The sequence below is a fragment of the Irregularibacter muris genome, assembly GCF_024622505.1.
GTDB lineage: Bacteria > Bacillota > Clostridia > Eubacteriales > Garciellaceae > Irregularibacter > Irregularibacter muris.
In genome coordinates this window covers 1-25,806 of record NZ_JANKAS010000022.1, presented here as the reverse complement: position 1 = coordinate 25,806, position 25,806 = coordinate 1, and the positions used below count along the sequence as shown (strand labels likewise).

The following is a 25,806-nucleotide window of genomic DNA, read 5'->3' as shown; positions in this document are numbered from 1 at the left end:
TAAAGAGAAACTTGGATGGCTAAGTCCAGTGCAATACAGACTTAGTCTTCAGGCTGCATAAAAATAGCGAGGCAGCCGAAACTGTCTCGCTAATAAAGTCTAACTTTAAGGGGTCACCTCATTTTAAAAAGTGATGTTTTTTTATTAGGATAATTGCTTTCCCGGGATAATCCTTTAAAAAGATTGCTAAATAAGAATTTTTTAGAAAATCTGTGAGAATATAAAGAAGAGAATGCTCAGACAACTCCATCAATGGATTTACAGAAGAATGAAAAAGGAAAAAATAATGCGTAAGAATGGGGATGGAGGAGAAAATTTCTCCCTATACACTTTGTAGAAACCTTAGAACCTTATTTTGTAATATATCTACATAGACAATTAAAGAGAAATGTAGCATCATAGTATATGTGATTTATTTACAGGAGGTAGGCATATTTCGATATAACCCTTATAAATTATTACTGACTGGAGATGGTATTTGTGTTTTTATTAGAAATTGCACTTATCTTGTTTTTCGCAAAAGTTGGGGGTTTTATATCCAAAAAACTAAAGCAACCTGCAGTATTGGGAGAAATCATTGTAGGGATATTTATAGGGCCAGCTGTTTTTGGATTCATACATCCCAATGATACCATATTGCATATGTCTGATATAGGCGTTATCCTTCTTATGTTTATGGCTGGATTGGAAACTGATTTAGAGGAGATGAAAAAATCAGGGAAAGCAGCTACGATGGTTGCTATAGGTGGAGTGATTGTTCCCATTGTCCTTGCGGTAATAGTGACTCATTTCTTTGACATAGGCCTAATGGAAGGGATCTTTATCGGTGTAATTTCTTGTGCTACCAGTGTAAGTATTTCAGTACAAACCCTTAAAGAAATGGGGCATCTTAATACAAAACAAGGCATTACCATATTAAGTGCCGCTATTATAGATGATATTTTAGGAATTATCCTATTAACTCTTGTTATTGCAGCCATCAAACCTGCAGCAGGAGGAAATATATTCTTAGTTATTGGTAAAATCGTATTATTCTTTATTATTGTCATGGCGATTGCATTTGCCTTCTTGAAGTTTATTGGCAAGCATTCCAACATCCTTGCAACAGGAGATAGAATTATTACCTTTTCACTCATCTTCTGCCTGGCATTAGCCTTTGTGGCTGAGGAACTTGGTGTGGCAGCTGTTACAGGAGCGTATTTTGCTGGAGTGATTCTTTCGCAAACCCCTTATCAGGATAAGATATCCTACCAGATTCAAAATATTGCCTATAGTATTTTTACGCCGATATTCTTTGTAAGCATAGGCTTTCAAGTACAATTTGCTGGAATGTCCCATGTTTTACTCTTTGGCCTAGCTACAGTTGTTGCGGCTGTTATAGGAAAACTAATCGGTTGTGGATTTACAGCTCATATGAATGGATTTAGCTTCCAAGAAGCCTTACAAATCGGTATTGGAATGATTCCAAGGGCGGAGGTAGCATTGATTGTAACCAATCTAGGATTAAGTCTAGGAGTAATTAACCAAGATATCTTTACCACAGTAATCCTAATGGTAGTAGTTACTACCCTAATTACACCTCCATTACTCAAGGCTTCCTTCCCACAAAAAAAAAGTCTAGTATTAGGTGAAAACCTAGGTTAATTCTTACTAAATTAGAGAGAAATAGCATAGTAATATATAGAGCTTTATACAAAAGATGTCCTATGGGCATCTTTTTTCTTTTGATTCTGTATGTTTAGGGGATGAGCAAATGGAAAAACTATTAATGATTACGATCATTGGATTTTTGGCAGGGATGGTGGGGACTGGTATAGGAGGACTTTCAGCCTATTTGTTTATCCATCCATCCAAGAGAGCTTTTAGCGTCATATTGGGATTGGCAGGAGGATTGATGATATCCATCGTCTGTTTTGACCTATTGCCCCAAGCTTTTGAAATGGTGGGCGTCCCCCTAGGGGTTTTTGGAATAATCTGTGGAGTAGCCATAATCACCATTATTGATGAAATTATGGACTTATTGGAAAAGGGAAAAAAGAAGCAAAGGGATGGATTTATAAAAGCAGGGGTACTTATAGGCATCGGTATAGCAGCCCATAACTTTCCAGAAGGGCTGGCCATAGGGGCAGGATTTATGGCTACTCCTCAGTTGGGTTTGGGATTAGCTCTAGTGATTACCCTTCATAATATACCAGAGGGTATAGCCATGGCTACCCCTATGTCTATTGGGGGAGTGAAGAAAATACGGATACTTTTTTATACCCTGTTGGCCGGTATCCCCATGGGCGTAGGCGCATTTTTAGGAGCTCTTTTAGGAGAAATTTCTCCTGCCTTTATTGGATGGTGCCTAGGACTTGCAGGAGGAGCTATGCTTTTTATCACCTGTCAGGAAATCATTCCAAGGTCTAGGGAAATATGGAAAGGACGGATTTCGGGATTTGGAATTATTTTGGGCATAATCGGTGGTATCCTCCTTTCATCATTGATATAATAAAAATAATATGGGGAAAAGGGAGTGTGATCAGAGGAATAGAAAATACCCGTTCCTTGATTGCATTGTTGAATAACACCGACAATTCATTCCAATATTAAATCCTAAAGCCTGGAAACTCCCTAGGGTCAAACATCCAGGCTTTTAGACGGCTTTAATATTTCCATTCATTGGGTGTTATAATCAACATTTGCAAAGACGTCACTAAGTAATTTCTATTCCTCCGTATGAGATTCTCTGTCGGAATAAAATAGTTAGAAAATGTTGATTTTATGTAGAGATTGAAGGAGTGAAACAAATGATAAATACCTTAGTGTTAACCATAGAAGGTAACCAACAGGATCAGGACAAAATACAACAAGCAGCCCAGGTGTTAAAAGAGGGGGGAACAGTGGCTTTCCCTACAGAAACAGTATATGGATTAGGAGCCAATGGATTAGATCCAAAGGCTGTAAAAAAAATATATGAGGCTAAGGGGAGGCCTTCAGATAATCCCTTGATATTACATATTGCAGATAAAGAAGAAATAAAGCCCTTGGTGGCATCTATTCCGCCGGTGGCAGAAAAACTAATAGAAGCCTTTTGGCCTGGTCCTCTGACCATTATCTTTGAGAAATCTTCCATCATACCAAAGGAAGTAACCGGAGGATTAAATACAGTAGCCCTTCGTATGCCCTCTCATCCCATTGCCCATTGGTTGATCAAGGAAACCCGACTGCCCATAGCAGCGCCCAGTGCCAATCTATCGGGGAAACCCAGTCCTACAAAAGCCGAGCATGTGATTCAGGACTTAACCGGGAGGGTAGATATTATCATCGAAGGAGATCCATCCCAGATTGGTTTAGAATCCACTGTAGTGGATATAACCACACCCATTCCCACCATATTAAGACCGGGGGGAATAACCTATGAAGACTTACAAAATCTACTGGGGGAAGTAAATATAGACCCAGGAATTTTAGATGACCTAGGGCAACAATATCAACCAAAATCCCCAGGGATGAAATATACCCACTATGCACCCGCGGCCCCTATGACTATGATAGAAGGGCCTACAAAGGCGGTAGTGGAAAAAATCAATGCCCTGACTAAAGAATACCAATTGCAGGGGAAAAAGGTAGGGATTCTTGCTACCGTGGAAACAAAGGATGACTATAGGGGAGACATCGTCCTATCCTTGGGACAAAGGGACAAGCCCCAGAGTATAGCCTCCAATCTATTTGACCTTTTACGACAATTTGATAAAGAGAAAGTGGATGTGATATTGGCAGAAAGCATTAGCAGTCAAGGAATAGGCTTTGCCATTATCAATCGTATGACGAAAGCAGCAGGCCATCGAATAATCCATGTGGCAAAATAAAGGATAAAGGAGAAATAAAAATGATGAAAATATTATTTGTTTGTACGGGGAATACCTGTCGCAGTAGTATGGCGGAGGGGATATTTAAAAAACTTACAGGGAATAGGGGAAATGACATTGAAGATATGGAGATCATTTCAGCGGGTACCTTAGTGCTGCAGCAGGAGCCAGCCAACCCCAAAGCCATAAAAGTAATGGAGGACATGGATATTGACATCACCCCTCATACATCCCAGGCTTTAACCTTCCAACTAGCCCAAGAGGCCGACCTTATCCTTACCATGACCCAAAGACATAAGGATCAAATTCTTCAAATGGAACCCTATTTACAGGGCAAAGTATTTACCCTTCTGGAATATGCTCAGGGAGAGGAAAAGGGTGATTTAGCCCTAGACATTCCAGACCCCTTTGGACTATCCATAGAGGAGTATAGAAAAACAGCAGAAGAAATACAAGGGGCGCTGGAGAAGATCTTGAGAAAGTTACTAGAGAATAGAAAATAGAAGAGGGAATTTTATTTCCATTTCAAATTGCTTATACGTAGTTATATATAGTAGAATAGATAAGGAATAAAATAATAGCTAGACCGAAAGGATAAAAATATTTGGAGGTGCATGATGATGAAAATTGCAATCGGTAGTGACCATGGCGGGTTTCAGCTAAAGGAACGTATAAAAGAACACCTACAAAGTAAAGAATATGAAGTGGAAGACTTCGGGACCCATTCTACCCAATCGGTAGACTATACAGATTTTGCAGAAAAGGTAACAGAAGCTATTATTCAGGGACAGTGCGAAAAAGGAATTTTAATCTGTGGTACAGGGCTAGGTATCTCGATTGCTGCCAATAAAGTACCAGGCATTCGAGCGGCATTGGTGGGAGACTGTTTCTCCGCAAAAATGTCTAGATTACATAACAATGCCAATATCCTAGCCTTAGGAGGAAGAGTGACAGGACCAGATTTGGCAGTGGAAATTGTAAACATATGGTTGGATACTCCCTTTGAAGGGGGACGTCATGAAAGACGAGTTAATAAAATGACGGATATTGAGAGAAAGTATAGTAAGTAAGGGATTTTATTAATCAAAATCCAACGCACTCAACAGTGCCAATTTGATGAGCCAAACAAAAACAAGGGAGGTAGACAAATGGGAAAAGTAATGATTTTTGATCATCCATTAATACAACATAAAATGAGCATTATTCGGGATATTAACACAGGGGCTAAGGAATTTAGAGAATTGGTTAATGAAATTTCTACATTAATGGCCTATGAAGTTACAAGGGATTTGCCTCTAGAAGATGCAGAAGTAGAAACTCCAGTAGGTAAGGCGAAGACCAAGGTGATAGGAGGGAAAAAGCTAGGTATTGTTCCTATACTCAGAGCAGGATTGGGAATGGTGGATGGCATGCTTAACCTCATTCCCGCAGCTAAGGTTGGTCATATAGGACTGTATCGAGATCCAGAAACCCTAAAACCCGTAGAATATTATTGCAAACTCCCTAGTGATATCGAAGAAAGAGATCTAATCCTATTAGACCCTATGCTAGCCACAGGTGGTTCAGCAGTTGCAGGGATTCAATTTTTAAAGGATAGAGGAGCAAAAAACATTAAATTCATGTGCCTTTTAGCCTCCCGAGTGGGAATAGATCTCATCAATAAAGACCACCCCGACGTGGACATCTATGCAGCTGTTGTAGATGAAAAGCTAAATGATCACGGCTATATTGTTCCCGGACTAGGGGATGCTGGGGATAGACTATTTGGAACCAAATAATAAAATGATTAAGGTCGGACTTTTAAAAGTCTGACCTTAATTTAAATTGATTATCGAGTAGAGGATAAAGAAGAGGTTTTGTCATCCTCTAGAATGACCAATACTTAGATAAAGGGGGAATCACTCATGAGAAAAGATTGGGATACCTATTTTATGGACATTGCCTATCAAGTAAAAGAAAGAAGTACCTGTCCCAGACTCCATGTAGGGGCAGTGGTGGTAAAAGATAAAAGAATAAAAGGAACAGGATACAATGGTAGCCCCTCTGGTTTGCCCCATTGTGAGGACGAAGGATGCTACCTTATGGATGGCCATTGCAAAAGAACCATACACGCCGAGGTCAATTGCCTATTAGAAACCTCGCCAGAGGAAAGACAGGGAGCTACCCTCTATGTCACCCATCAACCCTGTCCTGATTGCCAAAAATTAATTATTACCTCCGGCATTACGAGAGTAGTCTTTGCAGAAAAATACCCACCTAAAATAGATTGGCTAGCACTAACTCCTCATATTGAAGTAGTGTATTTACAAAATTATATAGCCAGTGAATGAAAAAGAAATAAAGGCAAAAGATAGAAAATAAGGACAAATAAAGAAAAATTTTAGTTATATTTTTAACATAAAATCACCGAAAAGTTCATAAGAATTTCTAGAAAGCTGTACAAATAATCCCCGAAAAATTTTTGAAATATTCACGAATTGTCTAACTTTTATAGCTCTATCGTAAGAATTTTAAAGATGAAACCGTTAGAAATAAGAATAAAGAGAAAAAATCTTATAGAAGGAACAAATTTTCTTTATCTTTTCATTAAAAGAAAAAAATAAATATTTTTAAGAATTCAAGAAGGGATTTACAGGTAATTTGTAGAAGTAGTAATATTATCCCTTCTATAGGGATTATTATTTATTTAACAACAATTTATTTCAAAGAGGTGATAAGTTGCCCCCAAAAGATGGATCGCCCTTAAGCAATCTTGTTTTGTTAAGTCAATTGGGCATATCTATGATTTTGCCAATAATTGGAGGGGTTCTTTTAGGTAACTATTTAGATAAAAAATTCTCAGGAAATAATCTTTTCCTTATTATATTTGTCACTTTGGGTGCATTGTCAGCCCTTCGTAATCTTTATGTTATAGGAACAAGATTGGGACGAAAGGATGGAGAACAAAAAGATGATAAAAAAGGATAGACCCTTAGATATAAAATATATTCTCAAGGGAGTAGCCATTGGTTTTGTCATCCTAGTTATTGGATCACTTTTTCATTCAGATCCTATTCCCCTCATTGTAGGCATAGTATTTGGATTGATTCTATCCCTTCTGAATTTTAGACTATTGTATATTACCTTAAATAAAGCAGTACAACTACCTCCAGGAAAGGCACAGGTTTATGCTTCCAGTAGATATATGATTAGATACCTTATTACTGGAATAGTTTTATTTGTATCCATACAAGCTCCCTATATTAATGTCTTAGGGACTATAATGGGATTATTACTATTAAAAACCATGATTATGATAAGTAATATCCTGAATAGTGGAAATCTATTAAAAGAAGTTTTGAGCAAAAGTAAGCATTAAAATCTCAAAGGAAAGGTGGGATGAAAATGGAATACGCACCAAAGGTTATGTTCTACATTTTTGGTCTACCAATTACAGAAACCATCACAACCACTTGGCTGATTATGCTGGTGATTATCCTTCTAGCATGGTTGGGAGGAAGAAATCTAGAGAAGATTCCTGGAACATTCCAAAACATCATGGAGATTCTTGTAGATGCCATCAATGGTTTAACAAAATCCACCATGGGCGAGGATAAGATGAAGTTTGCTCCCTATATGGGAACCTTGGCATTATATCTAGCCTTTGCCAATCTAAGTGGCTTACTAGCCCTTAGACCGCCAACAGCGGATTTAAACACAACTTTGGCCTTAGCGCTGATGACCTTCTTTGCAACCCAGTATTATGGTTTGCGTTCAAAGGGAGTAGGTTATTTAAAGGGATTTATAGAACCCTTTCCCCTATTGCTTCCTTTAAATATTATTGGAGAAATTGCCAATCCCATATCTCTATCCTTCCGTCTTTTCGGAAATATAGTAGGAGGAGTTATCATTATGGGGTTACTTTACTCGGTACTACCAATTGTAGTCCCTGTGCTTCCCCATATATACTTTGACGTATTTTCTGGGTTATTGCAAACCTTTATATTTCTGATGTTATCCATGGTATTCATTTCTGGAGCAATGGATTAGGAGATGGGGATGAAGAGGTACAAGGTAAAAGCATAAAATTTTTACCGATTATTGATTAGAAAAAATCGTGCAGAGAAGGAGGAATATTTCATGTTTGAAGGAATCACAGGAAAAGAGCTAATTCTTGCTTGTTCAGCAATAGGAGCAGGACTTGCTATGATCGCAGGTATAGGACCTGGTATAGGACAAGGATATGCAGCAGGTAAAGGAGCAGAGGGCGTGGGAAGAAGACCAGAAGCCCAGGGGGATATTGTAAGAACAATGCTTCTAGGTGCAGCCGTAGCCGAGACTACAGGGATCTATGGTCTAATCATTGCTTTGATTTTATTATTTGCCAATCCATTAATTAGATTAATTGGATAATAGAGTCATCCAGATGTTGTAGAGAAGAATCTTAAACCGTAGATTCTTCACTATATGTAGAATAACAAAATCTGATGCAAAAGAATGAGAGAAAAATGTACTTATTTTGAAACAGACATATTAAAGGAGGAATATCGAATGATTACAGGAAAAGAATTAATACTTGCATGTTCAGCAATAGGAGCAGGACTTGCTATGATCGCAGGTATAGGACCTGGTATAGGACAAGGATATGCAGCAGGTAAAGGGGCAGAAGGCGTAGGAAGACAACCAGAAGCCCAGGGGGATATTGTAAGAACAATGCTTCTAGGTGCAGCTGTAGCCGAGACTACAGGGATCTATGGTCTAATCATTGCTTTGATTTTATTATTTGCCAATCCATTAATTAGATTAATTGGATAACATGATCTCTACCCCTGTTATTCCATGACAGAATTTCGTATAGGAAAGGAGGCATAGCTAGATGGGAGGAGAAGTAGGTTTAGTAAGCATCCAATGGTGGTCAATAATCATGCAAATTGTCAATACGCTTATATTATTTGCAGCGGTATCTTACTTTTTATTTAAACCTGTGTCAAAGATGCTACAAGATAGAAAGAATAAGATTGCTGGTGATTTAGAAGATGCTGAAAAAACAAAAATAGAAGCAGAGGAACTAAAAGTAGCTTACCAACAAAAGATAGATGTGGCCAAAGGTGAGGCTGGACAAATTATAGCAGAGGCTACCCGTAGGGGAGATGTACGCAGAGCAGAAATTGTACAAGAGGCTGAGCAAGAGGCCAAGAGAATTTTAGAAAGAGCCAATCTAGAAGTTCAAAGAGAAAAGGCAAAGGCTATGGATCAGCTCAAGGATGACATGATTGAAATCGCATTAGCTGCTGCTGCAAGCATCATTCAGAAAAACTTAGATAGTCAAGAACATGAAAAATTAGTACAACAATATATCGAAGAGATGGGGGATATCCATGTCTAATTTAGTGGCTACTCGATATGCCTCAGCTCTTTTAGAAATCGGAAAAGAAAATAATGTATTGGATTTGTTTCACGAGCAATTGGGGGAAGTGGTCAATCAAATCAAGGGAGAAGAAAAATTTTATGGATTATTAAACTCTCCTAAGATTATCCGCAGTGAAAAAAAACAGATTCTAAAAGAAGTCTTTGGAAAAGCTGTTGAACCTTATCTTTTAAACTTTCTCTATATTCTTATAGACAAAGGGCGACAGGGACAGCTTGAAGATATATTTTTAAGTTTTCAAGATTTAGTATATAAAGAAAAGGACATATTACCAGCTAAGGTAATTAGTGCTATAGTGCTAAGTGATGCACAATTATCTGCTCTAAAGGATAAACTTCAAAAGCAATTTGATAAAGAAATCATACTGGAAAATAAAATAGATCCTTCAATTATGGGGGGGCTTATTATTTACGCAGGGGATAAAATTATCGATGGAAGTGTGAAAAACAAATTATCAAAGCTAAAAAATAGTCTGAAAGATATTAGACTGCAAGAGATAGGGGTGAACTAGGTGAATCTCAGACCAGAGGAAATCAGTGCAGTAATTAAAAAACAAATTGAAAGATATGAAGATAAACTGGATATGGTGGATGTGGGAACAGTCATCCAGGTTGGAGATGGTATTGCCCGTATCCATGGTTTGGAAAAATGTATGGCTGGTGAATTGTTGGAGTTTCCCAATGAGGTATATGGAATGGCCCTAAACCTAGAGGAGGACAACGTCGGTTGTGTTCTTTTAGGGGATGACGCAAACATTGTAGAGGGAGATCCTGTAAAAACAACCGGAAGAATAGTAGAAGTACCTGTGGGGGATGCCATGGTAGGAAGAGTAGTTAATGCCTTAGGTCAACCCATAGATGGAAAAGGACCTATCATTACTGAAAACTTTAGGCCAGTAGAAGTCAGAGCTCCTGGGGTTATCGAAAGACAATCGGTAGATCAGCCTTTACAAACAGGATATAAAGCTATTGACTCTCTTATTCCTATTGGTAGGGGACAAAGGGAGTTAATCATCGGAGATAGACAAACGGGGAAAACGGCTTTAGCCATAGATACCATCATCAACCAAAAAGGTGAAGATGTCATCTGTATCTATGTGGCTATTGGACAAAAAGCTTCCACTGTAGCTCAGATTGTAAATAATCTAGAAGAATTTGGAGCCATGGATTATAGTATTGTGGTATCAGCTACAGCTAGTGAACTAGCTCCTCTACAATATATTGCTCCCTATGCAGGATGTTCCATCGGGGAAGAATTTATGCACCAAGGCAAGGATGTTCTCATCATCTTTGATGATTTATCCAAGCACGCTACAGCTTATCGTGCCATGTCCTTGCTTTTGAAACGTCCACCAGGACGGGAAGCCTATCCTGGAGATGTATTTTACTTACACTCCCGATTATTAGAAAGAGCAGCAAAATTAAAATCTGGAGGTTCCATGACAGCCTTACCCATCATAGAAACCCAAGCAGGGGATATTTCAGCTTATATTCCTACCAATGTTATTTCTATTACTGATGGACAGATATTCTTGGAATCTGAATTATTCCACTCCGGTATTAGACCTGCCGTGAACCCAGGGATTTCTGTATCCAGGGTAGGAGGAGCAGCCCAGATAAAATCCATGAAAAAAATCGCAGGACCTCTTCGTCTTGAGTATGCTCAATACAGAGAATTGGCATCCTTTGCCCAATTTGGTTCTGACTTAGATAAAGAAACCCAAGCCCGACTAGCCAAAGGAGAAAGAATTGTAGAAGTACTAAAACAAGACCAGTATTCTCCTATGAAAGTAGAACATCAGGTCATGATCATTTATGCTGTAACCAACGACTTTGCTAAAGACGTAGCTGTAGACAGGATCAGAGACTTTGAAAGAGAATTATTATCCTTTATGGATAACCAATATCCCCAAGTAGGTCAAGAAATCAAAGATACTGGGGCAATGTCTGACGAAACCGTAGAGACCTTTAAAAACGCAATAGTAGAATTTAAGAAAACTTTTGCGTAGGAGGAAAGCCAGGGAAAGGGGAAAAGATCCCTTAGCCCCGCTTTAAGGAGGTGAGAACTATGGCCCAAAATATGAGGGACATAAAAAGAAGAATCCGCAGTATCAATAGTACCAAACAGATCACCAAAGCTATGGAACTAGTAGCCGCTTCCAAGTTAAGACGTGCCCGAGAAAAGGCGGAACTAGGTCGGCCCTACTTTGAAAAAATGATTGATACCATTCAAGAGATTGTAAAGGGTAGCCCAGGGATGAGAAATCCATATATGGAAGCAAGGGATGTAAAAAATAGAGCCTTTATCATCATCACAGGCGACCGCGGTCTTGCGGGAGGATACAATAGTAATGTCATTAAACTAGGAGTAGAAACCATTGGCAACAAAGACAATGCCTCCATTCTAGCCATAGGGAGTACAGGAAGAGACTACTTCAAAAGAAGAGACTATAACATCATGGGGGAATACCTGGGTATTTCAGAAAGCCCTAGTTTTTCTGATGCCAAGGAAATAGGGAGAACAGTGATGAACTTATTTAAAGATGGGGTGATCGATGAGGCCTACCTTATTTATACCAAATTTGTTTCCACCATTTCCCAACAACCCCAAAGTCTAAAACTTTTACCCCTATCCCCAGAAAACTTTCAAGGGGAGCAAGAGGAAAAACAAGAAGGCGCAAAAATGTTTATGGATTATGAACCTTCAGCAGAGGGAGTGCTCGCTAGACTCATACCTAACTATGTACAAAACACCCTCTACGGAGCCATGCTAGAAAGCTCCGCCAGTGAACTGGGTGCCCGAAGAATGGCCATGGAATCCGCAACAGAAAACGCCAACGAAATGATAGATGATTTAACCCTTTCATACAACCGAGCAAGACAAGGCGCCATCACCCAAGAGATCTCAGAGATTGTAGGAGGCGCCGAAGCCTTGAAATAGATAACAATGATATAAACATACAGATTGGAGGTTTTTAAATGGCCCAGCAAAATATTGGTAAGATTGTAGCAATCATCGGACCAGTAGTAGACATCAAGTTTACACCGGAAAATCTTCCCAAATTAAATAACGCCATTCACATCACGACTGAAGGCCAACAAATCGTAGTAGAAGTTTCTCAGCATCTTGGGGATGACATCGTACGTTGTATTGCCATGTCCTCTACCGATGGCCTAATCAGGGGAATGGATGCAGTAGATACAGGAGAACCTATTGCCGTTCCCGTTGGTCCAGCAACCTTAGGAAGAATGTTTAACGTATTGGGAGAGCCCATTGATGATAAACCTGTAGACCAGGACATTATCAAAAGTCCTATCCATAGAGCAGCACCTAGCTTTGAAGAACAACAAACAGAACCAGAAATGTTTGAAACAGGAATAAAAGTAGTAGACCTCATTGCTCCCTATGCTAAGGGAGGGAAAATCGGATTGTTTGGTGGTGCTGGAGTGGGTAAAACCGTACTCATCCAGGAACTCATCAACAACATCGCCAAAGAACATGGTGGCCTTTCAGTATTTGCAGGAGTTGGAGAGAGAACTCGGGAAGGGAATGACCTCTACTATGAGATGAAAGACTCAGGAGTTCTCGATAAAACAGCTCTTTGCTTTGGACAAATGAACGAGCCTCCAGGAGCTAGAATGCGTATAGGACTTACTGGCTTGACTATGGCAGAATACTTTAGAGATCAACAAGGGCAAGATGTATTATTATTTATTGACAATATCTTTAGATTTACTCAGGCGGGATCAGAGGTATCCGCACTTTTAGGACGTATGCCTAGTGCCGTTGGCTATCAGCCAACCTTAGCTACCGAGATGGGTGCCCTACAGGAGAGAATCACCTCCACTAAAAAAGGATCCATCACCTCAGTACAGGCAGTATATGTACCTGCCGATGACTTAACTGACCCTGCACCAGCGACAACCTTTGCCCACTTGGATGCCACCACAGTGCTATCCCGTGCCATCGTAGAAAAGGGTATTTACCCAGCAGTGGATCCTCTAGATTCTACTTCCAGAATTCTAGATCCCAAGGTAGTCGGGGAAGAACACTACAATGTAGCCAGACGAGTGCAAGAGGTATTGCAGCGTTATAAAGAATTGCAAGACATCATTGCTATCCTAGGTATGGATGAATTATCCGATGATGATAAACTTATTGTATCCAGGGCTAGAAAGATAGAGCGTTTCCTATCTCAACCTTTCCATGTTGCAGAGAACTTTACCGGAATATCCGGAGTTTATGTACCGGTAAAGGAAACCATTCGAGGATTTAAAGAGATATTAGAAGGACTTCATGATGATATTTCAGAATCTGCCTTCCTTATGGCAGGGACAATAGATGATGTTGTGGAAAGAGCTAAGAAGACGAAAAGGGAAGACTAGGTGGTGAAAATATGTCAACCTATGGTTTAGAGATTATTACCCCGGAGAGGGTATTCTTTGAGGGAGAAGTAGAAAAGATGGTCATTAGGGGACAAGAGGGAGAATTTGCTGTACTGGCAAACCATACTCCCCTAGTCACCGGCCTGGCTACTGGGATTTTGAGAATATTTACCTCTGAAAAGCAGTGGAAAGAAGCCAGCTTATCTGGAGGCTTTATCAAAGTCACCCCTACCCAAGTAACCGTATTAACTGATGCAGCTGAGTGGCCAGAGGAAATAGACGTAGACAGAGCCAAAGAAGCTTTAGAAAGAGCTGAAAAGTATGCCAAAGAAAAAGACAAATATGACTACGCCCGGGCCCAAGCAGCCATAAAAAGAGCATTGATTAGAATACAAGTAGCAGAGAAACACGGTCAACATAGATAAAAAAACAACCCTTTAAAGGGTTGTTTTTTTATCTATCTTCTATCTTAACTCCAATCTTCCAAACATTAGTTCACTCATCCATAAAAACAATGCGCTCAAAAGCAGATTAATGCCAGCTACAGAAATAAAAGCAAGAGCAACACTATTGGTATATGCTCCAACTATAATGCCTATAATACCCGGTGGTAATAGGAAAAGCAAAAAAGTAAGCAGCCTAATGACTGGAAAAAAGGCCTTCATATCAAAACTACTGGGAATGAGAATATGGATGATCACCGAACTAAAAAGATTTAAAAATACCATGGACATAGGAAAGGCTAAGGCCCCAACTATAGAAAATAGAGATACCCTAAAAATAACGCCTACAGGAAGCAGTGCACAGGACATAAAAATAATCACTTTCATTATTGGTACAATATTTAAAGCCAAAATCTTTTTCCAAGCTTGACCGGGCAAAATAAAGATATATTTCATCTTCAACTCATAATCAATAGAAACTTGCATGGAAGATAAAAAGGTAATATAGGCGATTGCTCCTGAGGCAATAAAGTAAATCATAGAGGATTTGTCGGGCATTAATACACCAAAAGCAATAGATACAATCAATACTGCTAAGACTTTCCATTGAAAGATCAAAGAACCGGAAGCCCTTTTATTGCTCACCAATTGCATCCACAAAAATGCCCAAGGACCTTGGCCTACACTCTTTACTTCTACTTGTCGCACTTTTTTACTAGGGGCATCCTTCATAGACATTCTTTTTCCTTGGTTTTTATTACGGAGGAGTTCCCATCTTTTTTCCGCTGAGGGAAGGGCATCCTCATAATAATCTTCTCCCAAGAATATAGCCAAAAAAGTAAGAATACCAATGGTCAACAATTGTAAGACTAAAAATAAAGTAGAAAGAGCTGTTTTACCTAAAATACTCACGCCGATTAATTCGGCACTCCAACCTATAATAGGGATATAGTTAAATAGTGGATGATTAAATGCCCAAAATACCCCTTGCAATAGATCCTGTTGAATATAGATACCATAACCGATAGCCATCAGGATAAAAATCACTAGACCATAGAGGAAATAATGTAGCCATTTCTTAAAACCAAAACGAGTGGAGAGTACAAAGGTCAAGTAAGAAAAGGGTACAGTAAAAAGAAACAATGCCATAATGCCCACGATACCATAGACCATGGAGCCGGGATGTAGAGGGCCATAAAAAACTTGTAAAAGGGGAAACATAAAAACCATAAAAATACTGGTAATGACTAAAACAAAGGACTGTTTTACCATAGAATAGGCCAAAACAATCTTAGGGCTAATGGGGGAAGGGAATAAAAAGTTCACATCTCCCATAGAAAACAATCCATCAAAATTTTTACTACTAGAATAGAGAGTAGTAGTAAACAAAACAAAGACCAAAGCCTTAATAAGGACAGAAAATAGATCTTTTTTAAAGACGAGATTGGGTATACTCGTAGCCTGTTTATCTCCATTCCCATTAAAGGCTGTATATAGGATAAAACCAAACCAAAGAATATAGAAGATATAGAGGAGAAGCTTCCAGGGCTTTTTCTTAATTTCTAAAATATAATTCTTAAACTTTCGTAAATCTTGAAGGATTAGAAATCCAAAGGTAGACATTATTTTGTCACCTCCAAGAACACATCTTCTAGGCTAGAGGATTCTCCTCCCTCTACCCGGGATCTTAATTCATCTAAAGTACCCTTAGCAATGAGCTTTCCATTTTTCAGCACCAATACCCGATCACAAAAATCCTCTATAGAGTCTAAAAGATGGGAGCTAATAAAAATACACTTTCCTTCTTCTTTTAGCTGTCGAAAAATATTTTTCAATTCCCGAATGGCTTTAGGATCCAGTCCAATGAAGGGTTCATCAAATATTAACAACTTAGGGTCATGCAAAAGCCCGGTACAAATAGCTACTTTTTGTTTCATGCCCTTGGAAAGATTTTTTCCCAATTCATTGACTTTGTCCTTTAAATCAAATTGATCCAGCAGATGATCGGCCCTATCCTTCCAATGGGATAAACCATAGGCATAGGCCACAAATTGCATATGCTCCATGACCGTCAGCATTTCATACAATTCTGGTGTTTCTGATACATAGGTAAATAAATGCTTAACTCGGACGTCTTTATGGGCAATACCTTCAATGGTGATGGTGCCGCTTGTAGGACGAAGTAGACCTGTAATGGCCTTTAAAGTGGTACTCTTGCCGGCCCCATTGGGCCCTAATAAACCCACAATCTCCCCAGACTGTACCTCAAAGGAGACATCTTCCAAAGCTTTTAACTTCCCATAATTCTTAGACAGATGACTTACAATTAACATAGCAAAAACTCCTTTTTAAATCAGATAAAAAATAAGGAATATTCCTTACAAATTCTTTAACAAATTTTTATTTTTAAATTAAAAAATTACTATATAGGGAAACAACTTTGATTCTTAATAAAAAATACTAAGAGACTGCTTTTGCATAAGATGGATTAAACTTTCATCATATATCTACTATCATACATCATCCATCTTCTATCATCTACCATTGATTTATGAAAATTTACCCTCGTATATATCTTTCATAAACTCCAATACTAAAATTGAAAGAAAAATTTATATAAACAGTTGATTTTAACTGTCAAATGGGATATAAAGGAAGGGCAAGACAAAGTCCAAAGGAAGATCAACATGACAAGCAAAGACAAATTAGAAGAATATTTAACCGTAGGCGTCTATGGAGCACCAGAAATAAAAAAAGAAGAAAAAATAAGATATTTAGGACTGTTTAGAGAAAATGTAGTAAAGGGACTAACCTTCCAAGAAATTCAGGATGCTGCGGGGCTATTTTATTTTAAACTAGCTTTAAAAAAGCCCCATGTGGATAAAGTGGTTATCCGACAAGACATCTTAGAAGAAAAAAGAAGACAACTAATTGCCATTACCACAGAAAAAAGCTTAGATTTTAAGGTAGTCAGCTCAGAGGATTTTATAGGAGACTTGGCCGTAGTATTAGCCAGCAATGAGGCAGTAAATAGCAAAGATATCTCTATGGAGAATAAGCCCGAAATATCCCAGTTTTTTAAAGACAACTTTGGAAAATCCCTTTGCAAAGACTGTCTTGAAAAAGCAGAAGCAATTCATCCCGATCTTCCAAAGGAGTTTAAAAAAATATCCTTCTTTGATAAAATCATGGGCATTAAGTGTGAATGTGATAGGGGGCAAAAGTAAATTTAATCCTAGGCAAGCACCCTAGAGAACAAAATCTGTGGGGCCTTGCTGAAGGGAAAGTGAATTAAAATTTTAAAAAAAATTAAGGTATAAACCAAAACCTTCCTGGCAATAATGATTATGACTAGGGAGGTTGCATATAGAGCTGAGTTGTTTTATCCCCCTTTTACTAATTCTTCTCTATAAGCCCTCCCTTTTCCATTGAGAAAATGGGAGGTTAACAAATGAAAAAACAGTCAAGATGGATAATTGGATTTGCAATGACAAGTATGTTATTATTTTCTTTCTTTTTATTTACCACGGATAAAGTACCCGCTCAATCTGATGAACAAAAAAATAAAACAGATGGGCAAGTGCTAATGGAAGCCTTTACAGCCACCCAGGGAGACCTAGCAGGAACCAACATGAACTTTTGGGGACAAATAGAAAACAAAGAGTATAGCCAAGAGCATATGGAAAAAGTGGCAATAGATGTAGCAACACAATTAGAAATGGATCAACAGGCAGATATTCAGACACAACAGGATAAGGATTATACTCAGGTAAGACTGACCTCTTTATTGGAGGATAAGATGCTCCTTACGGTTATTGTAGAGAGCATGAAAAACCAAGAAGGACATATAAACACCTATCTTGTAGTAGACCTTTCCCTTGGAAAAGAGTATCAAAATCTTGATGGTTTTGAATCCAATATAAAGAATCACTTTAATGATTTGGGATTCACTTGTGAAAACACCATGACCATCATAGGAACCTTTTCTGAAAAAATGAATAGGAATAAGATGAAGGATACTATTGGAATATCTTTTGAAAAAGCAGATGGAGAAATAGTAGAAGGAATAGAAGAAGCAGAATATAATGAGATGGTAAGCCTAACAGGGTATAGCCCAAAAATAAAAAATAGTCTTCAAATAGGAGGACAACAAGTCAATATTAACGGAGCTATGCGATACAATGAAGAAGAAGGAAAGACTTATTTTTGGTTAGGTGTACCATTGATTGCAACCGAATATTAAAAATCTGAAATGGGGGTGGAAGCTTGGAAAAGATTATTGTAGAACAAAGTCCCCCTTTGAGTGGCGTGGTAAGAGTTAGTGGAGCAAAAAATTCAGTATTACCTATATTGGCAGCATCACTTTTGTCCACAGAGAAGTGTATTTTAGAAGATGTTCCCTCTTTAAAAGATGTGGAAGTACTTTGCGAATTATTGACCTCTTTAGGGGCAGATGTTCTAAGAAAAAAAGCCAATATTATAGAAGTAAATAGTAAAAATCTTGACAATGATGAGGCACCCTATGACCTCATCAGAAGAATGAGAGCTTCATTTTTGGTGATGGGACCATTGTTGGCCAGAATGGGAAAAACAAGGATATCTCTACCTGGAGGTTGTGCCATTGGTTCCCGTCCTATTGACCTGCACCTAAAAGGATTCAAAGCCTTGGGAGCAGAAATCACTATGGGCAACGGGTTTATAGAAGCCACTGCAGAGAAGCTTATAGGAACAACCATTTATCTAGACTTTCCCAGTGTAGGTGCTACCGAAAACATTATGATGGCAGCTACACTAGCAGAAGGACAAACTCTCATAGAAAATGCAGCAGAAGAGCCAGAAATAATAGATCTAGCAAATTTTTTAAATAAAATGGGTGCAAATATAAAGGGAGCCGGTACAGATACCATAAGAATCCAAGGAGTAAAAAAACTTACTGGTACTCAGCATACAGTCATCCCTGATCGTATAGAAGCAGGTACCTACATTATCGGTGCCGCCATGACTGGAGGCGACGTTATTGTAGAAAATGTAGTTTCCTTTCACATTCATCCGCTTATTGCAAAATTAAGAGAAGCGGGAGTCTATATAGAGGAATTGGATAACGAAAGAATCCATGTGAAGAGCAATGGGAACATGAAGACTATAGATATTAAAACCTTACCCTATCCGGGATTCCCAACAGATTTACAAGCCCAAATGATGGCAATGCTTTCCAGGATAGAGGGCGCTAGTATGATTACAGAAACGGTATTTGAAAATCGCTTTATGCATGTAGATGAGCTAAAAAGAATGGGTGCAAACATTCGGATAGACAACAGAACAGCCATCTTGGAAGGCGTATCAGCCCTTACGGGGGCAGAAGTCAGTGCAACAGACCTAAGAGCAGGAGCCGCTTTAGTACTAGCAGGGTTAGTAGCCCAGGGAAAGACCATTATCAATAATATATATCATATAGATCGAGGCTACGACGGTATCGAAGAAAAACTAAGAGGATTAGGCGCAATCATATATCGACAAGAGATGTAAAATTTTATTATTTAGAAGGATTTCAAAGAAAGGGGCTGGCAAAGCCCCTTTTATTCTATTTGGGAAGACTTTTACTTTATGATAGACTATAGCTAGAATATATTCGCCATGAATATATACATAACTACATTTTCAAAACAAAAAATGTAAGGGGGTATAGTCATGGATAAGGAAATTTTAGAATTACTAAAGGAAATGCAAAAGGATATTAAAGACCTTAAAGTGGGACAAGGGCGTTTAGAAGAAGGACAACATAGACTAGAAACTGGGCAAAGCAAATTAGAAGAGGGACAACAAAAAATAAGGATGTTGTTGGAAGAATTAGAACCTAAAAATGCTAATCGGCATTTAGAATTGAAGGAATCTATAAAGGAATTAAGAAAAGACGTAAATAATGTAGAAATCATCACCAGTAGCAATTGGAATGATATTGCGAAATTAAAATCAATTAAATAGCATGACCAGCACCCTTTATCCCTTAGATAGAGGGTGCTTTATTATATGGAAATAGCGAGATTAAATTTTATCCTGCAATGCTAAATATGTCTAAATTTCCCGGGAAATCTCAGGAAATGTAAAAAGTTTTTAGAAGAATATTTCATGTCTTTGTAGAATATATATTAGAATATCTAAAATTAGAAGAGAAGAGTTTCCCTATTTTATCGATTATTCGAAAATGCACTCTGTTCCATCGGCTATCTACCTTCTATTTATAACGAAACAATCCAAAGACAAGGGGGAGAAACAATGAAATTCATTGGCTATACCGTACTAACCATTTTAATCATAGTCATCATTATTCCAACCTTTATAGTAAAGGGCTGTAATATAGTAAAAAAAGAGGACAACTATAGTCTAGAACCGCCGGATACCAAAATTACATTAAAAGTATTAAACCATCAAAACAATGAAGTCATGGAGCTAGGACTAGAAGAATATATCGTAGGAGTGGTAGCAGCGGAGATGCCCGTTACTTTTGAACTTGAAGCTCTAAAAGCCCAGGCAATAGCTGCTAGAACCTATACCGTAATGAGACTACAACAATTTGGGGCTGCCCCCAATGAAAAGCATCCACAATATGATATGTGTACCGACCATACCCATTGTCAGGCCTGGATCGGCAAACAAGATCGGATAAACGTGTGGAAAAAGGATAAAGAATTGGGATTATTGGACTATGTAACGCTATGGAAAAGACTAGAGGAGGCAGTGGGCAGCACCAGGGGTAAAGTCATTACCTATAATGGAGAACTTATTGATCCTTTATTCCATTCCACCAGTGGAGGGAAGACCGAGAATTCAGAGGATTATTTCAGCTCCAAAGTCCCCTATTTAAGAAGCGTCATTAGCAAACATGAAGAGCATTCCCCTCATATGGTCAACAAAACTACCATGACCACAGATCAATTTGTATCTAAATTAAAGGAAAAAATGCCAGATATTAAAATAGATACAAAAAAACTAGCCCAGGAAATAAAGATTTTAGAAAAAACAGAGGGAGGACATATCAAAAACATTCAAATAGGCAATAAAACTTTAAAGGGCAGGGAAGCTCGGGAAGCCCTAGGACTCAAATCTTCTAACTTCACCGTAGAGATCAAAGGCAAGGAAGTATTTTTCACAGTGACAGGTTATGGTCACGGAGTAGGCATGAGCCAATACGGAGCCGACGGTATGGCCAAAGAAGGAGCCAAAGACCAGGAAATTATAAAACACTACTATCAAGATGTGGAGATAGTGGATATTTATGATAAAAAATAAGACCGATCTCTACTCTAGAGAGTAGACAAAGTAGAAAAATATAGATTTGTCTTAAATAAAATATTAGAGCCACTTTTGGAGAAAAATGCGTCGTAGACTATATCGCATATTATAAATAGTAACAGCTGGCCCAGTTAAATTCCGTTTTGCCCATGTTCGTGACTAAAGGTTTGTAAATTCGCTATCTAGGAAGCGTCAAAAACTCGCTACGCTCAGACACTTGACTTAAAGCGCCTATCTAGCTTCATTAACAAACCCTAAGTCTCTTCACAAAGCAAAATCTCCATTTAACTCGCCCAGCTGACACATAAATAGTGGGTTGCAAAGATGGTTGCTATCTAAGCTTCAGTAAAAGATCATAGACCTAAAAATAAAACCCTAGACCCTTCGCTTCTCTTACGATGACAAGCCTTTTTATAACGCACTGTTTGCAGTTCAGCTGGATTAGTTAAATGGAGACTTGACATAGTGTAGGGGTTTAGAGTTTGTTAATGCAGCTGGAAGCGTTTTAAGTCAAGTGTTTGAGCAAAGCGAGTTTTTGACGCTGCTAAAAGCAAATTTTACAAACTCTTACCCCAAACGTAGCAAGTCGGAATTTAACTAATCCAGCTGTTCCTATCATAAAAAGAAGGGCAGTCTACGACGTATTTTTCTTATTATGTATATAGGACTACTAATGGGAATAATAAAGTTTTATATACAGAAATGACTAACAATTTAGAACGGGGAATATATGAGCGTAAGAATAGGCTAATAAAAGGTTTTCCTGCAGAATCCAATAAAAATTTTTCAACACAGGTATAAACCCATCCTTCATCTGGACATAATACAGGTGGAGGTGTAGTCAATGAAGAGAAAACTATTTTCTGACAAAACGTTTTCGAAAGAAAAATTACTTAAACTTTTAGACAAAGAGGGATTTTATGTAGTTGTATTTTTATGTGTAGCCGTTATTGCAACTACGGCAGTATATGTAACTCGGAATAACCTAGATTATTTTACCCAAAACAATAAAGAGGACAGTAAGCTTTCAGAAAAGATAGATGATCATGAATATTTCCAACCAGAGGATATTCAGCCTGAACCCCCAGAAAAAGAACAACAGACAGTTGCAAGCAAAGATAAAGAAGTCAATAAAGAGCAAGATAAAGAAAAAGAGGAAAATAAAGAAAAATCCACCAGCAAAGAAACTGTCCCTAATGCAACAGAAGTGATGTCCCCAAATGGTCAAGAAAATAAAGAGACCCCAAAATCTACAGAACAAAACAGCGCAATCAATATGGAAAGACCTGTGGGGCAAAACACCATTACCATGGACTATAGCTATCAGACCCAGCCAGTATTTTCCCAAACCTTAAATGAGTTCAGGTCAGATCATCAGGGAATAGATATAGAAGCTGCAAAGGGCACGGTAGTTAAGGCTGCACTAGAGGGTAAAGTAATAGATATCCAACAAGATGCCAAGCTAGGCACCCTCATCACCCTTGATCACGGCAACGGCATCAAAACCAAATACGGCAACCTAGATAAAAAGGTTGATGTACAAAAAAATCAACAAGTTAAAAAAGGTCAAGCTTTGGGCAAAGCAGGTAATACCGCCATGTTTGAAATAGAAGACGATCCCCACATACACTTTGAAGTATGGAAGGGTGACCAACCTCAAGATCCTAAAAATTACATAAAGGACTTGAAACTTAAAAAAGAATAAAAAATAATTTAAAGAATTAATTTTATTTGTTGTATTCGTTGGATGGGAATCCAACGAACACAACAGATCAATTTTAGGTCTAATCATTGATTCTAATTACTTTCACCTAGGGAGAGACGACAAGGAATCAATGACTAGACCTATTTTATATTTTCTACCGCCTATTTCTTGTCTATATTATTTTTCTAATAAAACCGTATAAAGCCTTCTAATATAATACTTCACTGCATAAGAATATAAAAAAGCTTTTCAGTGAAGGAGGTTGCTCGATGTGAAGGGGTATATAGAAGAGCGAGCAGTGGAGATTGCCAATCATATTATAGAAACCAATACAACAGTACGAGAAACAGCTAAAGTATTTGGAGTAAGCAAATCAACAGTACATAAGGATGTCACCGAGAGGCTTCCAAAGATAAATCCTACAATCGCCCAGGAAGTAAAACGAGTATTAGATAAGAATAAAGCCGAAAGACACTTGCGAGGTGGTCTAGCCACTAAGATGAAATATAAAAATCAACAATCACAGATCGAATAAAAAATTGTAGGGACGTATAAGGATACGTCCTTTTAAATTGTAAAAAATTCATGTTCTATGATCGTCATCCTGAGGCGGATACAACCAAGGATTTTTGCGCTTATTAAAATACATCAGAAACTCCCAAAACAACCTCGAAATCGGCTAGAATATTAATAATTTCTTAAATAACTGTAAAATTTACAAAAAGGACTTGAAAAAGAAAGTTTTTTGTAGGAAAATCAAGGAAGGAACAAAATATCTGGGAAATAATTGGAATTCAGCCATAAGAGGAAAAGAAGAATTCTATTAAATACCGTAAAGGGGTTGTGGGGTAACAATGTTTAATTGGAAAACAGATATTGGAATTGATTTAGGTACGGCCAGTATACTCGTTTACATTAAAAACAAAGGAGTTGTATTACAAGAACCCTCCGTAGTAGCCATTGACATCAACACCAATAAATTACTCGCAGTAGGGGAAGAAGCTCGTCGAATGCTAGGGAGAACACCGGGAAACATCGTAGCCATTCGTCCATTAAAAGACGGAGTCATTTCTGATTTTGATATTACTCAAAGAATGTTAAAATATTTTATTACAAAAACCTGTGGCAGCAAGAAAATCTTTCGCCCTAGGGTAATGGTAGGCGTACCCAGTGGTGTAACAGATGTTGAAAAAAGAGCCATAGAAGAAGCCGTATTACAGGCAGGAGCCAGTAAACCTTTCATCATTGAAGAACCTGTAGCGGCAGCCATTGGAGCCGGTATGGACATTACTGAACCTACAGGCAACATGGTGGTAGATATCGGTGGGGGTACTACCGACATCGCTGTACTCTCTTTAGGAGGCATAGTAGTCAACACCTCCATCAAAGTAGCAGGGGACAAGTTTGATGAAGCCATTGTACGCTATATGCGCAAATATCATAATGTACTTATCGGGGATCGAACAGCAGAAGATCTAAAAATCACTGTAGGATCAGCTTATCCTAGAGAAGAAGAAATCTCTATGGACATCCGAGGACGGGATCTCCTTTCAGGACTTCCAAAAACCATTTCGGTATCCTCCGAAGAAATGAGAGAGGCCATTAGCGAACCCGTGGCAGCCATAGTAGAAGCTGTACATGCTGTACTGGAAAAAACACCCCCAGAATTAGCCGCAGATATCAGTGAAAGAGGAATATACATGACCGGAGGAGGAGCCCTTCTCTATGGATTGGACATGCTTATCCATCAAAGAACAGGAGTGCCTGTCCACATCGCAGAAGAAGCCATTTCTTGCGTAGCCTACGGTACCGGAAAGGCCCTAGAAAACCTGGACTTACTAGAAAACATCATGATAGAATCCCAAGGAAAAGGATATACCTTAAAAGACTAAGAATCCCAAAAGCAGCTCAGCTGCTTTTTTAATGTCGTAAAGTTTTGTAGAGTTGTCATTCCGAGTGTAACGAGAAATCTTGCCCTTGTCCCCCCAAATACGTTATAATAGTAATCATGTACAGTAAATTAAAGTAAATCAGAAAACCAAGAGGTGAAAACCATGTTAAATAGCACAGACATTCAAAAAATCCTGCCCCATCGCTATCCCTTTTTGTTAGTAGATCGAATTGTAGAAATAGAAGAAGGAAAAAGAGCCGTAGGAATTAAAAATGTCACCATTAACGAACCCTTTTTCCAAGGTCATTTCCCCGGCAATCCTATCATGCCCGGAGTACTGATTGTAGAAGCCATGGCCCAAGTAGGAGCCACCTGCATCCTAGTACAAGAAGAATACCGAGGAAAACTCGCAGTATTTACCGGTATAGACAAACTCAGGTTTAAAAAGCAAGTCACTCCTGGCGATGTTCTCAAAATGGAAGTAGAACTCATCGCCATGAGAAGAGGCATAGGAAAAGCTACGGCGGTAGCTACAGTAGATGGAGAAATAGCCGCTAAGGGAGAGTTGATGTTTGCCATAGTGGAGAATAAATAAACACATTTAACTGAGAGGGATTTTCCTCTCAGTTTTTCAATTTTTTGTATAGTTAAAAACTAGGAATATCTTTGTAGAAAAAGAAGGAGATATAGAAGTCTATGCCGAATTAAAGAAGTTGAATAAAAAATAGAAAGGAGGGAGAAAGTGAAAATGCTAAGAAAAATCATAAGCCTTGTATGTCTCTTTAGTATCTTACTTACCCCTTTGGCTCCTTTAGTGAGTGCAGAAGAAGTTAA

29 protein-coding genes are annotated in these 25,806 nt (G+C 38.4%); 27 read left to right on the top strand and 2 right to left on the bottom strand.

The annotated features are described in order from the left end of the window. Positions 1 to 480: 480 nt before the first annotated feature. The 18 genes from NSA47_RS14740 to NSA47_RS14655 all read left to right on the top strand — a co-directional run bounded on the left by NSA47_RS14740 (position 481) and on the right by NSA47_RS14655 (position 14,068). Entirely contained in the window at positions 481 to 1,644 is a 1,164-nt protein-coding gene (locus NSA47_RS14740) for a cation:proton antiporter (protein ID WP_257533354.1), read from the top strand. Positions 1,645 to 1,753: 109 nt separating this feature from the next. Next, on the top strand, positions 1,754 to 2,491 hold the full coding sequence (locus NSA47_RS14735) for a ZIP family metal transporter (RefSeq protein ID WP_257533352.1): 738 nt from the start codon (positions 1,754 to 1,756) through the stop codon (positions 2,489 to 2,491). A 298-nt stretch (positions 2,492 to 2,789) separates the two neighbouring features. Then, on the top strand, positions 2,790 to 3,851 hold the full coding sequence (locus tag NSA47_RS14730; RefSeq protein WP_306811197.1) for an L-threonylcarbamoyladenylate synthase: 1,062 nt from the start codon (positions 2,790 to 2,792) through the stop codon (positions 3,849 to 3,851). 20 nt (positions 3,852 to 3,871) lie between these two features. Beyond that, entirely contained in the window at positions 3,872 to 4,354 is a 483-nt protein-coding gene (locus tag NSA47_RS14725) for a low molecular weight protein arginine phosphatase (protein WP_257533350.1), read from the top strand. A gap of 117 nt (positions 4,355 to 4,471) precedes the next feature. Beyond that, the gene (gene rpiB / locus NSA47_RS14720) at positions 4,472 to 4,921 is read left to right on the top strand and encodes a ribose 5-phosphate isomerase B (protein WP_306811199.1); all 450 of its coding nucleotides are present in this window, start codon (positions 4,472 to 4,474) and stop codon (positions 4,919 to 4,921) included. A 78-nt stretch (positions 4,922 to 4,999) separates the two neighbouring features. After that, the gene (gene upp, locus NSA47_RS14715; protein ID WP_257533346.1) at positions 5,000 to 5,629 is read left to right on the top strand and encodes a uracil phosphoribosyltransferase; all 630 of its coding nucleotides are present in this window, start codon (positions 5,000 to 5,002) and stop codon (positions 5,627 to 5,629) included. Between the two features lie 126 nt (positions 5,630 to 5,755). Continuing rightward, positions 5,756 to 6,181 carry a deoxycytidylate deaminase gene (locus NSA47_RS14710; protein WP_257533344.1) on the top strand — a complete coding sequence of 142 codons (426 nt, stop codon included), beginning with the start codon at positions 5,756 to 5,758 and terminating at the stop codon, positions 6,179 to 6,181. Between the two features lie 388 nt (positions 6,182 to 6,569). After that, on the top strand, positions 6,570 to 6,818 hold the full coding sequence (locus NSA47_RS14705; protein WP_257533342.1) for an AtpZ/AtpI family protein: 249 nt from the start codon (positions 6,570 to 6,572) through the stop codon (positions 6,816 to 6,818). Continuing rightward, positions 6,802 to 7,209, top strand: coding sequence for an ATP synthase subunit I (locus NSA47_RS14700; RefSeq protein ID WP_257533340.1), 408 nt, complete (start codon positions 6,802 to 6,804; stop codon positions 7,207 to 7,209). Before NSA47_RS14705 ends, NSA47_RS14700 begins: the two co-directional genes overlap by 17 nt. A 26-nt stretch (positions 7,210 to 7,235) precedes the next feature. Next, a complete protein-coding gene (gene atpB, locus NSA47_RS14695; protein WP_257533339.1) occupies positions 7,236 to 7,880 on the top strand; it encodes a F0F1 ATP synthase subunit A in 645 nt (214 codons plus the stop codon). 90 nt (positions 7,881 to 7,970) lie between these two features. Then, positions 7,971 to 8,243: an ATP synthase F0 subunit C gene (gene atpE, locus NSA47_RS14690; protein ID WP_257533337.1), complete on the top strand. Its 273-nt coding sequence runs from the start codon at positions 7,971 to 7,973 to the stop codon at positions 8,241 to 8,243. A gap of 138 nt (positions 8,244 to 8,381) precedes the next feature. Then, positions 8,382 to 8,645 (top strand): ATP synthase F0 subunit C, encoded by a 264-nt coding sequence (gene atpE, locus NSA47_RS14685; RefSeq protein WP_257533335.1) that lies wholly within the window; start codon positions 8,382 to 8,384, stop codon positions 8,643 to 8,645. A 61-nt stretch (positions 8,646 to 8,706) separates the two neighbouring features. After that, the gene (gene atpF / locus NSA47_RS14680) at positions 8,707 to 9,216 is read left to right on the top strand and encodes a F0F1 ATP synthase subunit B (RefSeq protein WP_257533333.1); all 510 of its coding nucleotides are present in this window, start codon (positions 8,707 to 8,709) and stop codon (positions 9,214 to 9,216) included. Next, positions 9,209 to 9,769 (top strand): F0F1 ATP synthase subunit delta, encoded by a 561-nt coding sequence (locus NSA47_RS14675; protein ID WP_257533331.1) that lies wholly within the window; start codon positions 9,209 to 9,211, stop codon positions 9,767 to 9,769. Before atpF ends, NSA47_RS14675 begins: the two co-directional genes overlap by 8 nt. Next, a complete protein-coding gene (gene atpA, locus NSA47_RS14670; RefSeq protein WP_257533330.1) occupies positions 9,770 to 11,266 on the top strand; it encodes a F0F1 ATP synthase subunit alpha in 1,497 nt (498 codons plus the stop codon). It abuts the gene before it with no gap. Positions 11,267 to 11,325: 59 nt separating this feature from the next. Beyond that, the gene (atpG, locus tag NSA47_RS14665) at positions 11,326 to 12,198 is read left to right on the top strand and encodes an ATP synthase F1 subunit gamma (RefSeq protein WP_257533328.1); all 873 of its coding nucleotides are present in this window, start codon (positions 11,326 to 11,328) and stop codon (positions 12,196 to 12,198) included. Between the two features lie 38 nt (positions 12,199 to 12,236). Next, positions 12,237 to 13,643 (top strand): F0F1 ATP synthase subunit beta, encoded by a 1,407-nt coding sequence (gene atpD / locus NSA47_RS14660; protein ID WP_257533324.1) that lies wholly within the window; start codon positions 12,237 to 12,239, stop codon positions 13,641 to 13,643. Positions 13,644 to 13,654: 11 nt separating this feature from the next. Then, the gene (locus tag NSA47_RS14655) at positions 13,655 to 14,068 is read left to right on the top strand and encodes a F0F1 ATP synthase subunit epsilon (protein ID WP_257533322.1); all 414 of its coding nucleotides are present in this window, start codon (positions 13,655 to 13,657) and stop codon (positions 14,066 to 14,068) included. Between the two features lie 39 nt (positions 14,069 to 14,107). Here the strand turns inward: NSA47_RS14655 and NSA47_RS14650 are convergent, their stop codons facing one another. Both NSA47_RS14650 and NSA47_RS14645 read right to left on the bottom strand, forming a co-directional pair. Further along, positions 14,108 to 15,709, bottom strand: coding sequence for a putative ABC exporter domain-containing protein (locus tag NSA47_RS14650; RefSeq protein WP_257533320.1), 1,602 nt, complete (start codon positions 15,707 to 15,709; stop codon positions 14,108 to 14,110). Next, the gene (locus tag NSA47_RS14645; protein WP_257533318.1) at positions 15,709 to 16,419 is read right to left on the bottom strand and encodes an ABC transporter ATP-binding protein; all 711 of its coding nucleotides are present in this window, start codon (positions 16,417 to 16,419) and stop codon (positions 15,709 to 15,711) included. Before NSA47_RS14645 ends, NSA47_RS14650 begins: the two co-directional genes overlap by 1 nt. 354 nt (positions 16,420 to 16,773) lie before the next feature. On the opposite strand from NSA47_RS14645, the gene NSA47_RS14640 reads away from it, so the two are divergent. The 9 genes from NSA47_RS14640 (at position 16,774) to fabZ (ending at position 25,567) form a co-directional block, all read left to right on the top strand. Beyond that, positions 16,774 to 17,313, top strand: coding sequence for a DUF1694 domain-containing protein (locus NSA47_RS14640; RefSeq protein WP_257533315.1), 540 nt, complete (start codon positions 16,774 to 16,776; stop codon positions 17,311 to 17,313). 224 nt (positions 17,314 to 17,537) lie between these two features. Beyond that, a complete protein-coding gene (locus NSA47_RS14635) occupies positions 17,538 to 18,329 on the top strand; it encodes a YwmB family TATA-box binding protein (RefSeq protein WP_257533313.1) in 792 nt (263 codons plus the stop codon). A gap of 23 nt (positions 18,330 to 18,352) precedes the next feature. Beyond that, positions 18,353 to 19,612: a UDP-N-acetylglucosamine 1-carboxyvinyltransferase gene (gene murA / locus NSA47_RS14630; RefSeq protein ID WP_257533311.1), complete on the top strand. Its 1,260-nt coding sequence runs from the start codon at positions 18,353 to 18,355 to the stop codon at positions 19,610 to 19,612. A 162-nt stretch (positions 19,613 to 19,774) separates the two neighbouring features. Further along, positions 19,775 to 20,068, top strand: a complete 294-nt coding sequence (locus NSA47_RS14625; RefSeq protein ID WP_257533309.1) for a hypothetical protein — start codon at positions 19,775 to 19,777, stop codon at positions 20,066 to 20,068. A 291-nt stretch (positions 20,069 to 20,359) separates the two neighbouring features. After that, a complete protein-coding gene (gene spoIID, locus NSA47_RS14620) occupies positions 20,360 to 21,373 on the top strand; it encodes a stage II sporulation protein D (protein ID WP_257533307.1) in 1,014 nt (337 codons plus the stop codon). An 847-nt stretch (positions 21,374 to 22,220) separates the two neighbouring features. After that, positions 22,221 to 23,081: a peptidoglycan DD-metalloendopeptidase family protein gene (locus tag NSA47_RS14615; RefSeq protein WP_257533305.1), complete on the top strand. Its 861-nt coding sequence runs from the start codon at positions 22,221 to 22,223 to the stop codon at positions 23,079 to 23,081. Positions 23,082 to 23,352: 271 nt separating this feature from the next. Then, positions 23,353 to 23,616 carry a sporulation transcriptional regulator SpoIIID gene (spoIIID, locus tag NSA47_RS14610; protein WP_257533303.1) on the top strand — a complete coding sequence of 88 codons (264 nt, stop codon included), beginning with the start codon at positions 23,353 to 23,355 and terminating at the stop codon, positions 23,614 to 23,616. Positions 23,617 to 23,935: 319 nt separating this feature from the next. Further along, on the top strand, positions 23,936 to 24,973 hold the full coding sequence (locus NSA47_RS14605; RefSeq protein ID WP_257533301.1) for a rod shape-determining protein: 1,038 nt from the start codon (positions 23,936 to 23,938) through the stop codon (positions 24,971 to 24,973). Positions 24,974 to 25,135: 162 nt separating this feature from the next. Further along, the gene (gene fabZ, locus NSA47_RS14600; protein ID WP_257533299.1) at positions 25,136 to 25,567 is read left to right on the top strand and encodes a 3-hydroxyacyl-ACP dehydratase FabZ; all 432 of its coding nucleotides are present in this window, start codon (positions 25,136 to 25,138) and stop codon (positions 25,565 to 25,567) included. Positions 25,568 to 25,806: the final 239 nt, after the last annotated feature.